Source organism: Salinicola salarius (assembly GCF_002179555.1).
Lineage (GTDB): Bacteria > Pseudomonadota > Gammaproteobacteria > Pseudomonadales > Halomonadaceae > Salinicola > Salinicola salarius_A.
The window spans coordinates 1-16,407 of sequence record NZ_NHOU01000003.1; the positions used below are offsets into that span (position 1 = coordinate 1).

The following is a 16,407-nucleotide window of genomic DNA, read 5'->3' on the forward strand; positions in this document are numbered from 1 at the left end:
CGTCTACTACGTCCCCGAATGAACGCTTACGTTCCAGCACCGATACCCGCATCGCCAGGCAGGTTCTCAATAGCTGCTGCTTTGCCGTTTTCAAAGCAGGGCGTGATCTTGGCCAGCACCACATCGCCATTTGCAAAGTGGGTGTAGCCCTTCTTTATCTCGCCCCAGCGTTTGGTCTCGGTAACAACGGGCGCTTTATGTAGCTGGGGTACACCACTCATCGGTAAGAAGGCAGCCAGTTGATCGTCCGATACCACGTTACGAGGATTGATCTCACCGATGTCGAGCAAACGAGACCAACGCCAAGTTGCAGGAAGTACAAAGCCGTGAGGCTGTCTGATCGGCTCGCTTTCAAGCTTAAGCATCCGCTTGTATTTCTTTGCTCGGATTCGTCGCTCCCGCTCTTGCTCGATGCTGGAAAGAAGCTGATCAACGTCCTCCGGGTTATCGCCACGCGGTGTAAGCGAGCCGGCAACCGCCAGTTGGTAGATCATCTGCCGGAGCTGAGCGATTCCCCCCTGCGCATTGGCGATATGTCCAAACGCCGCCAGAAACTGCTGCGCGTCCATCAGGCTTCCTCAGTGACGAAATGATGCGCCAGCGCAGCGGTGAGTTCGCTCTTCAGGCGGTTCTCTGTTTCTTCGATCTGGCCAAGCAAGACCTTATATGCAGTGAGCAACTTATCGGGGTCGTCCGGTAGTTCCTTTGGGCTGCGCGGGTTCGTTTCATCCAAGTTGTAGATAGGCCAGTAGAGGCGATCACCCGCGGCCTGAGCGTCGCGGGCTTGCAAGCGCAGGCCTTCGGCCTGGGCGCGAAGGGTATCGAACTCATCTTCTACCGGCTTGCGCTGCGCGGCGTCGCTGACGCCCCTGATAGAACCACGCAGGTCGCGCATGCGGTTTTCCAGCGTGCTCGCCTCAAAGTTCAGTGCTTCGGAACGATCCCAATGCGGCTTGGCAGCGGCCTCGGCTTGCTCACGCTTGGCTTTAAAATCCACCTTCCAAGCGAATTCGTTCTCTACGCGGTCGGCAAAGTCGTTGTCCTCACTGCCCCACCAGTCTTGCTCGGGCTTAAACTCGTCGAAGCGAATGGGCTTAGTCTTGCTGTAACTTTTGTAGCCCGACGGGTAAGGATGCGCGTAGTACCAGATGGTGTCGGTGTGGAAGTGCTCTTTACCGTCATCCACTGTGGCACCCTTGGTGAAGAACAGTAGATTGGTCTTGATGGTAGTATAAGGTGCGAACACACCTTTGGGCAGGCGCACGATAGTATGTAGCTTGCAGTCGCGGAGCAGTAGCCTCTTCAGCGTGGCCTTTGTGCCCTCGCCAAACAGAAAGCCATCGGGCAGTACCACGGCGGCGCGGCCGTTATCCTTCAGGAGCTTTTTAATGATGAGTGCCATGAACATGTCGGCCGTCTCACGAGTACGCAGGTCAGCTGGGTAATCGCTACCGACGCCGTCATCTTCGTAGCCGCCAAAGGGGGGATTGGTGATGACGCAATCAACCTTGCTGTGGGCGCTCCACTCGTTCCAACCGATTCCTAGCGTGTTCTTGTGCTCAATCTGGCTAGGCACATCAATACCGTGTAGCAGCATGTTCGTGGTACACAGTAGGTGCGGGAGCTGTTTCTTCTCGATTCCGCGAATGAGCTCTTCAATGGCGCGCTGGTCTTCGGCACTAGAGCTAACTGTTATTTGGTTACGCAGGTGGTCAATGGCGGCGGTCAAGAAGCCACCCGTGCCGCAGGCCGGGTCCATTACTGCCTCCCGCTTGGCAAGGCTAGGATTGACGCGATCGATCATGAACTGGGTAATAGCGCGCGGAGTGTAAAACTCACCGGCGTTGCCCGCACCGCGCAGGTCATTGAGTAATTGCTCGTAGACGTCACCCAAGTTAGCACGGGTCTTGAAATCGTGGAAGTTAATGACTTCTTCCAGCTTCTCGATCACGGCTAGTAACTGGGTGCCAGACTTCATGTAATTGTTAGCATCCTCAAAAACACTGCGAATGACCTTATGCTGAGGGCCAGCGTTGGCGTCCAGATCCTTGAGATTAGGGAACAGTTCATTGTTGACGAAGCTGTTCACCTCGCTGGCAGCAATCTGTGGTTTTTTCTTACCATCAGGCCCGGCCACGTAGGCAGCCCAGTTGCGCCAACGCATGCGCTCAGGCAATGGAGACCGGTATTTCGGGTTGTCGTCTTCCCACTCTTCTTCTCGCTGGTCGAAAACCTTAAGGAAGAGCATCCAGGTTAGCTGGCCTAGACGCTGGGCATCGCCATCGACACCGTCATCCTTGCGCATGATGTCTTGGATGGATTTGATAGTACTGCTGAGATTCATCGCACTGCTCTCTTTCCGCGAAGCCTAAATGGGTCAGGCTTGCCTCTATCCGTGGTCGTCGTATAGCGCCTTTTCAAGCACCTGCACGGCTTGTGTATATTGCTCGATGCTGCCGAATATGCCGCGCCGGATTTGTGTCTTACTGCCAAGCTGATCGAACGGAGGCAGTTCCAATACTTTGGCGTCTTCGATATCTTGCACGCCGTGGTCGGCGAACTTGTCAAGTAGAGCTGCGAGCACGGCCCGGGCCTGCTCACCATACTGGCCAAACACATCGCGTTTTTTCACATTGTTGGCCCGCTCGCGACGGGTGAGTGGCTTCTGGTCAAAGGCGACGTGGGCGACCAGATCGAAGGCGTCCAGCTCGTAGCCATCGGGTACGGCTTGTTGCAAAATGTGCAGAGGTACACCGTGCCCTGCCAGCTCTTCCAGCACGACTTGCTTGCGCTCTGCACTGTTCCAGCGGCGCAAGAATTCGGTGAGACTGGTGAACTCGGCCTGCAGCGCCTTCTTGATGTCATCCTTGAGCAGGGCGCGGTAGTCTTCGGTAATAAGCTTGCCATCCGCATCAAGGTATTGGGAGCGTTCGACAGCGACGCTCACATCCACGTCATCGATAACGTATTTGCGGCGGCCTTCGCTAACACCACTCCCGCCGATGTCACCACCTGGCGAGCTATCATCGCCATCTATGGGCTCAGGCTCGTCGGCCCCGGATTGTGTAGAGGTTTCAGGCGGCACCACGGGTTCGTCGGGTTTGGGTTCGTAGATCACTACAGGTTCGCCATCAAAATCGGGGTCGGCGAACAGGCGTGTGGCACCTTTAAAATCCATGATGGTGAAGTAGAGCTTTTGGTAGTCTTCGCGTAGCCGGGTACCGCGACCAATGATCTGCTTGAACTCGGTCATTGAGTTGATGCTCTGGTCCAGCACAATGAGCTTGCAAGTCTTGGCATCCACCCCAGTTGTGAGCAGCTTGGAAGTAGTAGCAATAACGGGATAAGGCTCGTCGTTGTCGATAAAGTATGAGAGCTGGGCCTTGCCCTCGTTGTCGTCTCCGGTGATGCGCATCACGTAACGGCGGTTACTGGCAGCTGCCGGGATGATCTTTACCAGTTCCTGCCGCATGCGTTCTGCATGATCCTGATCGTCACAGAAGACGATAGTTTTAGCCATCGGGTCGATAGTACTCAGGTATTCCCAAACCTTGCTGGCGACCAAGCGAGTGCGTTTTTCCAGTACCAGATTACGATCGAAATCCTTCGTATTGTACTGCCGTTGTTCGACAGCCTGACCAAGTTTGTCGATCTTACCTTGGTCAGGGGTATACCCCACAGCATCGACGTCAGAGGCAATGCGAATGACCTTATATGGCGCAAGGAACCCGTCTTCGATGCCTTGCTTGAGTGAATAGGTGTAGATTGGCTCACCAAAGTAAGTGATGTTGCTCACCTCCTTGGTTTCCTTCGGTGTTGCAGTCAGGCCTAGGTGAGTGGCACTGCTGAAGTAACCGATCACGTCACGCCAAGCGGAGTCATCCGCCGCGCTGCCGCGATGGCATTCGTCGATCACAACCAAGTCGAAAAAATCGGCAGGGAACTGACGGTAGATTTGCTTCCACTCTTTCCGCCCCGTCACGGCCTGATAAAGCGCCAAATAGATTTCGTAATTCTTTTTGACTTCGCGATTAGTGACTTTGTGCATCACCTCACCGAAAGGAGCAAAGTCCTGCTGCATGGTCTGGTCTACGAGGATATTGCGGTCAGCAAGAAATAGAATACGCTTCTTAGTTTTACTTTTCCAAAGACGCCAAATGATCTGAAACGCCGTATAGGTTTTACCCGTACCGGTAGCCATAACCAACAGCACCCTCTGCTGACCCTTGGCGATCGCCTCGATAGCGCGATTAATGGCAACGCGCTGGTAGTAACGAGGCCTTTTGCCGCTACCATCAACGTAAAACGGCTGCTCAATCAGTTTGACGGCGGACGGCTCGACAAGACCTTTCCACTGCTCATAAAGCTTCCAAAGGTCGCTAGGGGCAGGAAATTCGGAGAGCGAAAGTTCACGCTCAACAGGCTGCGATAAGCCAGTGCGGTCATGAAGCATGAAGCCATCACCATTACTGCTAACGGCAAACGGTGCGTCTAGCATCTCAGCATAGGCCAAGGCTTGCTGCATACCATGACCGATGGAGAACCTTGCCTGCTTCGCTTCAATAACTGCTATTGGAATGTTAGGCCTGGCATAGAGTACAAAGTCAGCGCGCTTGGGGCCACCCTTGGCTTCAGGATTCTTTACTCGTATTGCCAGCTTGCCGCGCACAAGAACACGGCCTTCAGTAAGACGCACTTCTTCGCGAAATTGTTGATGACTCCAACCAGCCTGCTGAATAGCGGGGGTAACGAACTTGGTGCAGATGTCTCGTTCGCTCAGCTTATTCTTATCCATCACGTGCCCCACAGGCCAGAGTGTGTATAGAAGCTCAACAACAAACTATGTGCCGAATTTCGGTACTAACTAGTAACAAGAACCCGCTCGGTAGCGGGTTCTTGGTTAAAACAATACTTTTTAAATACTCACTCCCACTCAATCGTCGCCGGCGGCTTGCTGCTCACGTCGTAGGTCACCCGCGATACGCCGCTGATCTCGTTGATTATGCGGTTGGAGACCTTTTCCAGCAGCTCATACGGCAGGTGAGCCCAGCGGGCGGTCATGAAGTCGATGGTTTCGACAGCGCGCAGGGCGATAACCCACTCGTAGCGGCGGCCGTCGCCGACGACGCCGACGGACTTGACCGGCAGGAACACGGCAAACGCCTGGCTGGTCTTGTGGTACCAGTCGAAGTTGTGCAGCTCTTCGATGAAGATGGCGTCGGCTTCACGCAGGATGTCGGCGTACTCCTTTTTCACTTCGCCGAGGATGCGCACGCCGAGGCCCGGCCCGGGGAACGGGTGGCGGTAGACCATGTCGTACGGCAGGCCGAGCTCGAGGCCGAGCTTGCGCACTTCATCCTTGAACAGTTCACGCAGCGGTTCGACCAGCTTGAGCTTCATGGTCTCGGGCAGGCCGCCGACGTTGTGGTGCGACTTGATCACGTGGGCCTTGCCGGTCTTGCTGGCGGCGGATTCGATCACGTCCGGGTAGATGGTGCCCTGGGCGAGGAATTCGACACCGTCGATCTTGGCGGCTTCACGGTCGAATACGTCGATGAAGGTGTTGCCGATGATCTTGCGCTTGGCTTCGGGGTCGTTCTCGCCACCCAGCTTGGTGAGGAATTCCTCTTCTGCGTCGACGCGGATCACCTTGACGCCCATGTGGCTGGCGAAGGTTTCCATCACCTGATCGCCTTCCTGCTTGCGCAGCAGGCCGTTGTCGACGAACACGCAGGTGAGCTGATCGCCGATCGCCTTGTGCAGCAGCGCGGCGACGACGGAGGAATCCACCCCGCCGGAGAGGCCGAGCAGCACGTGGCGGTCGCCGACCTGTTCGCGGACGCGCTCGGTCAGGTCTTCGATGATCTGCGCCGGGGTCCACAGGCGTTCGGCCTTGCAGATATCCAGCACGAAGCGCTCGAGAATGCGCTGGCCCTGCAGGGTGTGGGTCACTTCCGGGTGGAACTGCACGCCATAGAAGCGCTTTTCCGGCCAGGTCATGGCGGCGATCGGGCAGCTCGGCGTGGAGGCGGTGACGGTGAATTCCGCCGGAGCGCGGGCGACCTTGTCGCCGTGGCTCATCCACACGTCCAGCAGCGCCCCGCCGTCGTGGCCGACATGATCCATGATCCCGCCGAGCAGGTCGTCTTCACCAGACACGTTGATCTGGGCGTAGCCGAATTCGCGCTTGTTGGAGCCTTCGGTCGCGCCGCCGAGCTGTTCGGCCATGGTCTGCATGCCGTAGCAGATGCCGAAGATCGGCAGGCCCATCTCGAACACGCACGCAGGCGCGCGCGGCGAGCCCAGCTCGGAGACCGATTCCGGCCCACCGGAGAGGATGATGCCGTTGGGGTTGTATTCGCGGATCTCTTCTTCGGTGATATCGAAGGCGCGGATCTCGGAATAAACCCCGATCTCGCGCACGCGGCGCGCGATCAGCTGCGTGTACTGGGAGCCGAAGTCGAGGATCAGGATCTTGTGCGAATGGATGTCGGTCATCGGATGAGCCCTGGAAGTGAACCTAAAACAAGCAGCGGCGCTGTTAGGCGCCGCTGATGAAGCCGGAAATGGCTGGAAACTGTTTCGATGATCGAGCCCATGCAAGATGGACTCGACCATGAAAAGAAACCTTTCGAGCGATGCTCAGGGGAGGCGAACGGCGGCGAGATAGCGGAGTTTACGTGTTGGTAAATGAGCATATCGAGCCGCCGTTCAACAAAGCCTGAGCGAGCGCAGATGGTTTCCTGAATCACGAACGATCAGGCGCCGCGGTAGTTTGGCGCTTCTTTCGTGATCTGCACGTCATGCACGTGGGATTCCGTGATGCCGGCACCGGTGATCTTGACGAACTCCGGCAGCGTGCGCATCTCTTCGATGTTGTGGCAGCCGGTGTAGCCCATGGAGGCACGCAGGCCGCCCATCATCTGATGGACGATGGCGCTCATCTGGCCCTTGTAGGGCACGCGGCCTTCGATGCCTTCCGGCACCAGCTTTTCGACGCCTTCGTCCTTGCTCTGGAAGTAGCGATCCGAGGAGCCCTGGGTCTGGGACATCGCGCCCATGGAGCCCATGCCGCGATAGGCCTTGTAGGTCCGGCCCTGGAACAGTTCGACTTCGCCCGGCGCTTCTTCGGTGCCGGCGAGCATGCTGCCGAGCATGACGGTGCTGGCGCCGGCGACGATCGCCTTGGCGATATCCCCGGAGTAACGCACGCCGCCATCGGCGATCAGCGGGATGTCGAACGGCTTGAGCGCTTCGGCGACGTTGGCGACGGCGGTGATCTGCAAAACGCCGACGCCGGTGACGACGCGGGTGGTACAGATGGAGCCGGGGCCGATGCCGACCTTGACCGCGTCAGCGCCGGCTTCGGCCAGCGCCACGGCAGCTTCGCCGGTGGCGATGTTGCCGCCGATCACCTGCAGCTCCGGGTAGTGCTCCTTGACCCAGCGCACGCGGTCGATGACGCCCTTGGAGTGGCCGTGGGCGGTATCGACGACCAGCACGTCGACACCGGCTTCGACCAGCGCGGCGATGCGGTCCGGGGTTTCCGGGCCGGTGCCGACGGCGGCGCCGACCAGCAGGCGGCCATCGGCGTCTTTCGCGGCCATCGGGTAGGTACGGGCTTTTTCGATGTCACGCACGGTGACCAGGCCGCGCAGGTGGAAGTCCTTGTCGACGACCAGGATCTTCTCGATGCGGTTTTCCTGCAGCTTGGACTTGATCACGTCCAGCGGGGTGCCTTCGAGCACGGTGACCAGCTTGTCGCGCGGGGTCATGATCGCTTCGACGCTGTCGCTGTGATCCGGCTGGAAACGCATGTCACGCCCGGTGACGATACCGACCAGGGTCTCGCCTTCGACCACCGGGAAGCCGGAATAGCCGTACTCGGAGGCCATCTCCAGCAGATCCTGCAGCTTGGCGTTGGGACCGACGGTGACCGGGTCCTTGACGATAACGCTTTCGTGCTTCTTGACCTTGCGGACCTCGGCGGCCTGCTGGTTGATCGACATGCTCTTGTGAATGATGCCGATGCCGCCTTCCTGGGCCATGGCAATCGCCAGACGCGCTTCGGTCACGGTATCCATGGCCGAAGAGAGCAGCGGAATGTTCAGGGTCAGGTTGCGGGTCAGGCGGGATTTGAGGTCGACGTCTCTGGGCAGGACATCCGAGTAGCGGGGTACGAGTAATACGTCATCGAACGTAAGAGCTTCTTGCGCTATACGTAGCATGGTCGGAAACCCAATTTGGCAGGTGGTGGGGAGCCTGTGACAGCCTGCGGCACCGCGATGGTCCTTGAAGGTGAATGCCCTGGGACAAGCCCCTGGGGACCGTTCTTGCAGTGTGGACTCGGCAATGAACCGGGAGCCGCGAAAAGTTAATCGCGCATTATAGTCGCTTGGCCGACGCTGCTCAATGGCAGTCGCGGGTCGCGGGTCGCGGGTCGCGTGGTCGGGGCGGCATGGTGGTTTTAAGTCCTCCCTGCCATGCATACGCCAGCTTATCCGCCGCCAACGGGTTCATCATCATCAGGACAAGAGAGAAAGCGCAACGCTCGGGGGTCGCGCGCGTAGGCCACGTTGATGCGGGTCCAGGGCGAATGCCCGCCTTCAGGCAGAAAGACATCGCCCGGCGACAGGCTGATGCCCGCGCGCTGAGCAAGTTCGACAAGCCGGCCGGAGGACGCCACGGCAGGGTGGCGTATCCACAGGAACATGCCTCCAGCCGGCTCGGCGAAGGCCTCCCAGCCCGCTGTCCCGACCAGCTCGAGGGTCGAGGCCATCTGCTCCGAGAGTCTGGTGCTCAGGCGCTCGGCCAGCTTTCGGTAGCTGCCGTTCTCCAGCATGGTTTTCACTACCTGCTCGGCAAAGCGCGACGAGGCGATGCTGGTAAGCATCTTGACGTCCACCAACTGCTTGATCAGCCTCGGCCCGGCGGCGATGAACCCCACGCGCAGCGAACAGGAGAGACTCTTCGAGAAGCTGCCGAGATAGATCACCCTTCGCAGGCCATCGAGTGCCGCCAGCCGAATCGTAGGGGCATGCTGGAAATCCGCGTAGATATCATCCTCGACGATCTGGAAGTCGTGTTTCTCGGCGAGTTGTAAAACGCGATGCGCCACGGTTGGCACCAGCGTCGTCCCTGTCGGGTTCTGGAACACGCTGTTGGTGAACAGCAGCCTGGGCTTATGCGTTTTCAGCAGAGATTCCATTCGCTCGACATCCGGCCCCCCGCTCAGGCGCGGTACGCCGATCACCTTGACCCGTTGAAGCCGCAACAGGCCGAACAGGTTGTAATAGCCCGGCGATTCCACGAAAACCGTATCACCCGGCTCGAGAGTCAGCCGCACGAGCAGGTCGAGGGCATGACTGCCACCGCCCGTCAGCAGGATCTGGTTGGCATCCGCTTCGATGTCCAGCAATCGCATTCTTTCCCGGATTAGCGAGCGCAACTCCGGAGTGCCCAGCGGTGTGCTGTAGTCGAAAAGGCCCGAGCGGCTCTGCCGAGTCACATGACGGATGGCGTAGGCCAGGTCGTCACCCTCGCGCCAATGCGTGGGCAACCACCCACAGCCGAGCTTCAGGGTCTGCTCGTGAACCTGAAACAAACGCCACATTTCATCGGTAACGTCGTCCAGGCTTGGCGCCTCTCGATCCTTTCTGCCGAGCGCCCGGGACGCGCCATCGGTCACATAGAACCCCGATCCCGGCCTGGAGCACACCAATCCTTGCGCCACCAGCCGCTCATAGGCTTCGATGGCAGTGTTGCGGCTGATCCCCATGTCGTTTGACAGACGACGAATCGAGGGGAGACGGCTGCCCACGCCGTGCCGGGCAATCCAGTCGCGCATGCCTTCGGCCACCTGAGTCACCACAGGCAGGCTCGAATCTTGATCGATTTCCCACTTCACCGCGGTAACACCCCCGGGTAGCAACCGTTCTGTGATAATCGCGAACAGTGCGTGAATTATCCGCCGGCATTGTACCTTACCGGTCCCGTGCGCCGGTGCCAGGCTGGAACCCCTTTACTGACTCGGGCAGCCATCGCATGACAGGACTTTCTCCTCTCCGCCTCGCGTTCGCACTTTGCATGATCACCACAGCGGTCAATCTGCAGGCGCCGCTCTACGACGCTCTGGCCGCGCAAGACGGGTTGGGCGTCGGCGCTACCAGCGTGGCTTTCGCCTGCTACGTGCTAGGCATCATGCCGGTCCTGCTGACATTGAACGGCCTGCCGGAACGCGTCGGGCGGCGCCCGCTGATCGTTGCGGCGCTGTGTCTTTGCCTGGCGGCAACGTCACTGACACTGGTGTCTCCCGGGCTGGTCACCTTGGGCATTGCTCGCTTCCTGATGGGCCTGGGCACCGCGCTGACCTCGGCCGTCGCACCGGCCTACATGCTCGAGCTGTTCCAAGGCCGCGACAAGCGTGTGCCGGCGAACTGGGTCACGGCCAGTACGTCACTGGGTTTCGGCCTCGGAGCCGCGGTGACCAGTCTCTTCGTCCTGAACGCCCCTAGTCTGACCCCGCCCAGTCTCTGGCTGTATCTGGGTGCTGCAAGTCTGGCCTTGCTGCTGACGATCGGCCTAGCCGATGAAACGCCACGCCAAGGGCATGCCACCATGCTCCGGTTGCCGGCCTTCCCGGCCGGAGCGCTCCCGTTCGGGCTGGCGATCCTGCTGGCCTGGGCCACGGTCGGGCTAGTCATCGCGATTCTACCGTCGACGCTGGCGCGACACGGGCTCACCGCCTGGTCCGGTTTCGCCACTTTCGGCATCTGCAGTTGTGGCGTACTGTTCCAGCCATGGGCGCGGAGGCTCTCGCCCCACACCGCGACCCAACTGGGCCTGGTCATTCTGCCCCTGGCGTATGCGGTGATCGCCTGGGGGGCACTCACCGGGACACTGTCTGCAGTGCTCATCGGCACCGTCGCCGCCAGCAGTGCCTGCTACGGCTTCGTCTACCTGGGCGGTTTGAGTGGCGTTCTCGCTATCACCAGCGAGCGACAATCCAGTGCCAGCGCCGGCTTTTTTCTGCTCGCCTACGTTGGCTTCAGTCTGCCCGTCGTCACCACTGGCGCGCTGATCGATAGCTTTGGACACACGATTGCCCTGCAGCTTTTCGGCGGCGCGCTGCTCGCCGGGGCAATCTTCGTGAGCTGGCTGCTGAAGTCTGCCTCGACGCAAGGCGCTGAAGCGGAATGCTAGACTGGCCGCACTTTCTATCTAACGAGGTCCGCGATGGACAAACCGGGCAGAACGACGCTATCCGTCAGCGATCTCAACCGCCAGGCCCGCCAGATGCTGGAGCGCGGCTTCGGCGACTGCTGGGTCGAGGGGGAAATTTCCGGACTGGCGCGGCCCGCTTCCGGCCACATCTACTTCACGCTGAAGGATGCCAAGGCGCAGCTCAGGTGCGCGTTCTTCCGCAACCGGGCGGGCCTTTCCCGCACGCCGTTGAAGGATGGCGACCGGATCAAGGTGCGCGGGCGGGTGTCGATCTTCGAGCCGCGGGGCGATTACCAGTTGATCGTCGATGCCGTCCAGCCCAGCGGCGAAGGCGAGCTGATGGCGGCCTACGAGCGACTGAAGCGGCAGTTGAACGCCGAAGGCGTGTTCGCCAATGCCCGGCCGCTGCCCTACCCGCCCCGGCATCTGGCGCTGATCACTTCCCCCACCGGCGCGGCGATTCGCGATGTGCTGGCGGTGCTGCGGGCGCGCTGGCCGATGGTTCGCGTCAGCGTGTTCCCGTCGCCGGTGCAGGGTCGCGAGGCGCCACCGGCGCTGATCCGGGCGCTGGCCCTGATTAATCGTCAGGTGAGAACCAATCGTCAGGCGCGACGGGAAGACGCAAGCGACCCTTTCGATGCGATTCTGATCACTCGCGGCGGCGGCAGTCTGGAAGACCTGTGGGCGTTCAACGACGAGCATCTGGTCCGCGCGATCTTCCACTCTTCGCTGCCGGTAATGGCGGCCATCGGCCACGAGGTCGACACGACGCTGGCCGAGTTTGCCGCCGATGTCCGCGCGCCGACGCCTTCCGCCGCCGCCGAACGGCTGGTGCCGGATCGCCGCGATCTCGAGGCGACGCTGAATCAGCAGCGGAGAAGGCTTCACCAGGCGTGGCGCGGGCGCTTCAACGCCGAGTCCCAACGGCTCGATCATCTGCGTGCTAGGCTGCGCCATCCCGGCGAACGCCTGGCTCAACAGCGTCAGCATCTGGCGGGGCTGGATCGTCGGCTGCAACTGGCGATGCGCCAGCGCCTGCAACGGGACCGCCAACGGCTGGATGCCGCCACTCGGCGCTTCACGCTGCATGACCCGAGCCGGACGCTGCGCCAGGCTCGCGAACGGGTCGAACAGCTCCGGCAGCGGCTGGAAGCCGGCCAGCGGCGGAAACTGCAGCAGGAGCGCCAGAACCTGCAGGGAATCGCCCGCGAGCTCAATGCGGTCAGCCCGCTGGCCGTGCTGGGCCGGGGCTATTCGATCCTGCAGGACGACCGCGGCCAGGTCGTCCGCGCCGCTAGCCAGACCCAACCTGGCCAGACGCTGACGGCCCGTCTCGGCGAAGGCCGCCTGAAGCTGGAGGTGAAGCGGCGGCTGAAGCGCTGATACATCGAGAAGACAGAGCGGTTGCCGCTCGGTAATCGACGACAAGCCATCGGCAAAAAGCCACCGCCAGCAATTCGCTCATCGCCGGCGGTGGCTTTCGACTTTCCTGTACTCGATTGCGAGCGGCGTCAGCCAGTCGGATCCGGCATTGCGCTCGGCTTGAAAGAGCCGGGATCGAGGTCGTGACGCGCGAGCAGCTTGTAGAAGTCGGTGCGGTTGCGTCCGGCGATGCGTGCCGCCTGGGTGACGTTGCCTTCGGTGATCTTGAGCACCTTGATCAGGTAGCTGCGTTCGAACCCGGCACGCGCCTCGCTGAACGAAGGCAGCGCGTTCTCCTCGGCGACCAGCGCCTGCGACACCAGCGCTTCCGGAATCATCGGCGTGCTGGTCAGGGCGACGCACTGCTCGACCACGTTGACGAGCTGGCGCACGTTGCCGGGCCAGCCGCTGGAGGCGAGCAGGTTGAGCGCTTCCGGCGAGAAGCCTTTGACGAACGGTTTATGCCGCGCCGAAATCTGGGCCACCATGTGCTTGGCCAGTAGCGGGATATCCTCGGCTCGCTCACGCAGCGGCGGCAGCTTGAGATTGACCACGTTGAGGCGGTAGTAGAGATCCTCGCGGAAGTCGCCTTCGTGCATGGCGCGGTCGAGATCCCGGTGGGTGGCGGAGATGATCCGCACGTCGATCGGAAACGACTTGGTGCTGCCCAGCGGGCGAACCTGGCGCTCCTGCAATACGCGCAGCAGCTTGACCTGCAGCGGCAGCGGCATGTCGCCGATCTCGTCGAGGAACAGCGTGCCGCCGTCGGCAGCCAGGAACAGGCCTTCGTGCTGGCTGACCGCGCCGGTGAAGGCGCCGCGAGCGTGACCGAACAGCTCGCTCTCCAGCAGCTGCTCCGGCAGCGCGCCGCAGTTGATCGCCACGAACGGCTTGTCGGCACGCGGGCTGGCCTGGTGCATGGCGTTGGCGAGAAGCTCCTTGCCTGTACCACTGGGGCCGGTCACCAGCACGCTGACATCGGAGGCGGCGACCATGTAGGCCTGTTCGAGAATGCGCTCCATCTGCGGGCTGCGGGTAATGATCTTCGAACGCCACGCTTCCCCGCCCTCGCCTCGCGTGGTCGGAGTCTGCTTGAGCGCTTCGTCGATCGCTTCGAACAGTTCGTCGCGATCGACCGGCTTGGTCAGGAAGCTGAACACGCCCTGTCGCGTGGCGCTGACGGCATCCGGTATCGAACCGTGGGCGGTGAGGATGATCACGGGAATACCCGGCACCCGCCGCTGCAGCTCGTGGAACAGGGTCAGGCCATCCATTTCGTCCATGCGCAGATCGGACAGCACCAGATCCGGCGAGGTCTCTTCGATGTGGGTCAGCGCTTCGCGACCGCTCTCCGCCGTGGTCACCCGGAAGCCGCGGCTTTCCAGACGCATGCCCAGCAGCTTGAGCAGGCTGGTGTCGTCGTCGACCAGGAGAATGTGGGCGGTGTTGCTGCTCTTGCCCGGTTGCATGGCCGGGGTTCTCACCGGTCGGGTCTTGGGAGTTTCGATATTCAATGACATGGGATGGGCACCTCCTGCCACCGCTTCACCTTATCGATGCCGATGAAGGCGTGTCACGCTCGATGTGACGCGGTCGTGCGACGCCGGTATTGCCTGGGTCGCACGGATGGCCTGGTTTTTACGTGTGTGTTGATATTCGCGGGGATCTTATTCGAAGATCGGTCGCGAGCGTCCTCGGAGATCAATCGCGTGCGTTGATGGTCCGCTCGATATCGGTCAATGCATCCAGCTTGTCCGACATCTCCTGGAGTTGTTGTTTTAGTTTCTCGTTTTCGTCTTTCAGTGCCTGCGTATCGTCGCGACGGCCACCCTCGCTCGCGCCTCGCTGTGCATAGAGCTGACGGCGCGCTTCCAGACCGTTCAACCACTGCTGAAGCAACGGTTGCAGCCGGGAAGGTGCGGCGTCGATGGAGGCCTTGTAGAGGTCGGAGGCTTCCCGCCACTCGCCGGGGCCATCCCAGGAGAGCACCACGGCGCGCACGGCCTTCTGATCCATGCGGCCCTGGCCGACCCTGGCCAGGGTCTCGTCGCGCCAGTCGCCATCCCCGCGCTGCGCTTGCAGGCCGAACTCGACCCAGGTATCGACCAGACATACGTTGTCGGCGTAGGTCGGGATCTCGCCGCAGCCGTAGGGCACGGGCTCACTGGTAAGGGACTGACAGCCCGCCAGCGCCATCACGCCGAACAGGGCAAGCGTCGTTCTCATCTGACTGACCATGTTTCCTTCCTTGAATCACCGCCCGGCAGCGTCTCGTCCGGCGCGGCGTCATTTTCGTATTGCTCGTATTGCGTTCCATGCGACGGAAAATTCGACCACGGCAGGGTAAGGCGGAAGCAGACCGGCAGCTCGGCATCGTCCACCAGCGCCAGTTGGCCATCCTGCAACCTGGCGCAGTCTGCGGCGACCGAAAGCCCGATGCCCGATCCCTTCAACGGGCCCTTGCGCCTCACACTGCCCTGATAGAAGGCTTCGAACAGATGCTCGCGATCTGCCTCGGCAATAGGTTCGCCGCTGTTGGCGACATCCAGCATCAGCCAATCGCGCTGATTCGCGACACGAATCACCAGCTGGCCGCCGTCGTCGCCATAGGCAATGGCGTTCGAGATCAGGTTGTCCAGCACGCGCGCCGTTCTCTCACGGTCCGCCTGCCATTTCAACGGATGATGCGGGCTCTTGACGCGCATCCCCTTGTTGTCGAGCGCCAGGCGATGCTTGGCCAGCACTTCCTGAATCACCGTCGCAACATCGAACGCCGTGACTTTCATTCGGCGGCTGTTCTGCAGCAGATTGTAGTCCAGCAGCTGCTCGATCAAGGTCTGCAGTTCCTGCCCGTTCTCGTCGATCAGCCTGACCACTTCGCTCTGGCGCTCGTTGAGCTCGCCGGCCACGCCGTCGGACAACAGCGAGGTTCCTTCCCGGACGCTGGCCAGCGGCGTTTTCAGCTCGTGCGACATATGGCGCAGAAACTGCTGTTTCTGGGCTTCCAGCTCCGATAGCCGCCCGGATAGCCAGGTCAGCCGGTCACCCAGCTGGACCAGCTCCGCCGGACCCTGGATACGGATCGGCGTGTCGCTGCATTCGCCGCTGCCCAGGCCGAAGATACGCCGTTCGAGCTGGCGGATGGGACGCGTGATCAACCAGGTGAAGAACAGCATCAGCATCAGGCTGGCGGAAACCAGGGCAGCGGTCTGCATCCACAGCCGCGCCTTGACCGCATCCGCCTGCTCGCGAATATTGGCGATGCGCGTGTCGATCAGATCGTTGGTGGCTTTCCTGACCGCATCGGACTCCGAGGCAAAACCGGAGAACCGCTCCAGGAAAGCATCCAGATCGCCCACCGAGGCCTGGGGCAGATACCGCAACTGCTGGTAGCGTTCGGCCAGCGACTGGAAATCCGGGTTATCGCGCATCAACGACTCGTGCTGTTGCAGCAGCTCGCCGAACTGTCGAACCTTCTGATCGTAGATGTCGCGCAGCCCTTCTTCTTCGATGACTGCGTACTGGCGGGCGCTGCGCTCCATCTGCAGCGCCAGCGTACTCAACATGCGCGCCCGACGCGTCTCTTCGACGGCTTCCCGGGCGCTCTGGTCGGCAAGCGTCGAAAGCTGCGACAGCGCCTGCCCGGCCTGAAACATCAGCACCGCTATCGGCAACATGACGACGACGAAGGCCAGCAACACGAGTTGCAGTAGCGAGCGAGGACGCCAGCGTCGGGAGAGCTTGGTGGTCATGAAAATCGCT

Annotated in this window: 11 protein-coding genes; 2 read left to right on the forward strand and 9 right to left on the reverse strand. The window is 60.9% G+C overall.

All coding sequences use genetic code 11. The annotated features are described in order from the left end of the window. Positions 1-26 precede the first annotated feature (26 nt). From CCD76_RS03280 to CCD76_RS03305, 6 genes are all read right to left on the reverse strand, one after another. Entirely contained in the window at positions 27-569 is a 543-nt protein-coding gene (locus CCD76_RS03280) for a hypothetical protein (RefSeq protein ID WP_087718132.1), read from the reverse strand. Next, on the reverse strand, positions 569-2,344 hold the full coding sequence (locus tag CCD76_RS03285) for a class I SAM-dependent DNA methyltransferase (protein ID WP_087718133.1): 1,776 nt from the start codon (positions 2,342-2,344) through the stop codon (positions 569-571). Before CCD76_RS03285 ends, CCD76_RS03280 begins: the two co-directional genes overlap by 1 nt. Positions 2,345-2,389: 45 nt before the next feature. Continuing rightward, positions 2,390-4,795: an EcoAI/FtnUII family type I restriction enzme subunit R gene (gene hsdR, locus CCD76_RS03290; protein WP_071230685.1), complete on the reverse strand. Its 2,406-nt coding sequence runs from the start codon at positions 4,793-4,795 to the stop codon at positions 2,390-2,392. A gap of 128 nt (positions 4,796-4,923) precedes the next feature. Continuing rightward, positions 4,924-6,498: a glutamine-hydrolyzing GMP synthase gene (gene guaA / locus CCD76_RS03295; RefSeq protein ID WP_087718134.1), complete on the reverse strand. Its 1,575-nt coding sequence runs from the start codon at positions 6,496-6,498 to the stop codon at positions 4,924-4,926. 260 nt (positions 6,499-6,758) lie between these two features. Further along, positions 6,759-8,228 carry an IMP dehydrogenase gene (gene guaB / locus CCD76_RS03300; RefSeq protein WP_087718135.1) on the reverse strand — a complete coding sequence of 490 codons (1,470 nt, stop codon included), beginning with the start codon at positions 8,226-8,228 and terminating at the stop codon, positions 6,759-6,761. A gap of 269 nt (positions 8,229-8,497) precedes the next feature. After that, entirely contained in the window at positions 8,498-9,907 is a 1,410-nt protein-coding gene (locus CCD76_RS03305; protein WP_087718136.1) for an aminotransferase-like domain-containing protein, read from the reverse strand. A 137-nt stretch (positions 9,908-10,044) separates the two neighbouring features. Between CCD76_RS03305 and CCD76_RS03310 the strand changes: the two genes are divergently transcribed. Both CCD76_RS03310 and xseA read left to right on the forward strand, forming a co-directional pair. Next, a complete protein-coding gene (locus CCD76_RS03310) occupies positions 10,045-11,202 on the forward strand; it encodes an MFS transporter (RefSeq protein ID WP_087718137.1) in 1,158 nt (385 codons plus the stop codon). A 33-nt stretch (positions 11,203-11,235) separates the two neighbouring features. Next, complete coding sequence (gene xseA / locus CCD76_RS03315; RefSeq protein WP_087718138.1) at positions 11,236-12,606, forward strand: exodeoxyribonuclease VII large subunit; 1,371 nt, start codon at positions 11,236-11,238, stop codon at positions 12,604-12,606. A gap of 128 nt (positions 12,607-12,734) precedes the next feature. Here the strand turns inward: xseA and glrR are convergent, their stop codons facing one another. The 3 genes from glrR to CCD76_RS03330 all read right to left on the reverse strand — a co-directional run bounded on the left by glrR (position 12,735) and on the right by CCD76_RS03330 (position 16,397). Further along, a complete protein-coding gene (glrR, locus tag CCD76_RS03320) occupies positions 12,735-14,114 on the reverse strand; it encodes a two-component system response regulator GlrR (protein WP_087718321.1) in 1,380 nt (459 codons plus the stop codon). A 232-nt stretch (positions 14,115-14,346) separates the two neighbouring features. Continuing rightward, a complete protein-coding gene (locus CCD76_RS03325) occupies positions 14,347-14,883 on the reverse strand; it encodes a hypothetical protein (protein ID WP_087718139.1) in 537 nt (178 codons plus the stop codon). Continuing rightward, a complete protein-coding gene (locus CCD76_RS03330; protein ID WP_087718322.1) occupies positions 14,868-16,397 on the reverse strand; it encodes a sensor histidine kinase in 1,530 nt (509 codons plus the stop codon). Before CCD76_RS03330 ends, CCD76_RS03325 begins: the two co-directional genes overlap by 16 nt. Positions 16,398-16,407: the final 10 nt, after the last annotated feature.

Coding starts and splice junctions, on each gene's coding strand:
- CCD76_RS03325 (WP_087718139.1), bottom strand. CDS start 14,883: ATGGTCAGTCAGATGAGAACGACGCTTGCCCTGTTCGGCGTGATGGCG.
- CCD76_RS03285 (WP_087718133.1), bottom strand. CDS start 2,344: ATGAATCTCAGCAGTACTATCAAATCCATCCAAGACATCATGCGCAAG.
- hsdR (WP_071230685.1), bottom strand. CDS start 4,795: ATGGATAAGAATAAGCTGAGCGAACGAGACATCTGCACCAAGTTCGTT.
- CCD76_RS03280 (WP_087718132.1), bottom strand. CDS start 569: ATGGACGCGCAGCAGTTTCTGGCGGCGTTTGGACATATCGCCAATGCG.
- glrR (WP_087718321.1), bottom strand. CDS start 14,114: ATGCAACCGGGCAAGAGCAGCAACACCGCCCACATTCTCCTGGTCGAC.
- guaA (WP_087718134.1), bottom strand. CDS start 6,498: ATGACCGACATCCATTCGCACAAGATCCTGATCCTCGACTTCGGCTCC.
- CCD76_RS03330 (WP_087718322.1), bottom strand. CDS start 16,397: ATGACCACCAAGCTCTCCCGACGCTGGCGTCCTCGCTCGCTACTGCAA.
- CCD76_RS03310 (WP_087718137.1), top strand. CDS start 10,045: ATGACAGGACTTTCTCCTCTCCGCCTCGCGTTCGCACTTTGCATGATC.
- xseA (WP_087718138.1), top strand. CDS start 11,236: ATGGACAAACCGGGCAGAACGACGCTATCCGTCAGCGATCTCAACCGC.
- guaB (WP_087718135.1), bottom strand. CDS start 8,228: ATGCTACGTATAGCGCAAGAAGCTCTTACGTTCGATGACGTATTACTC.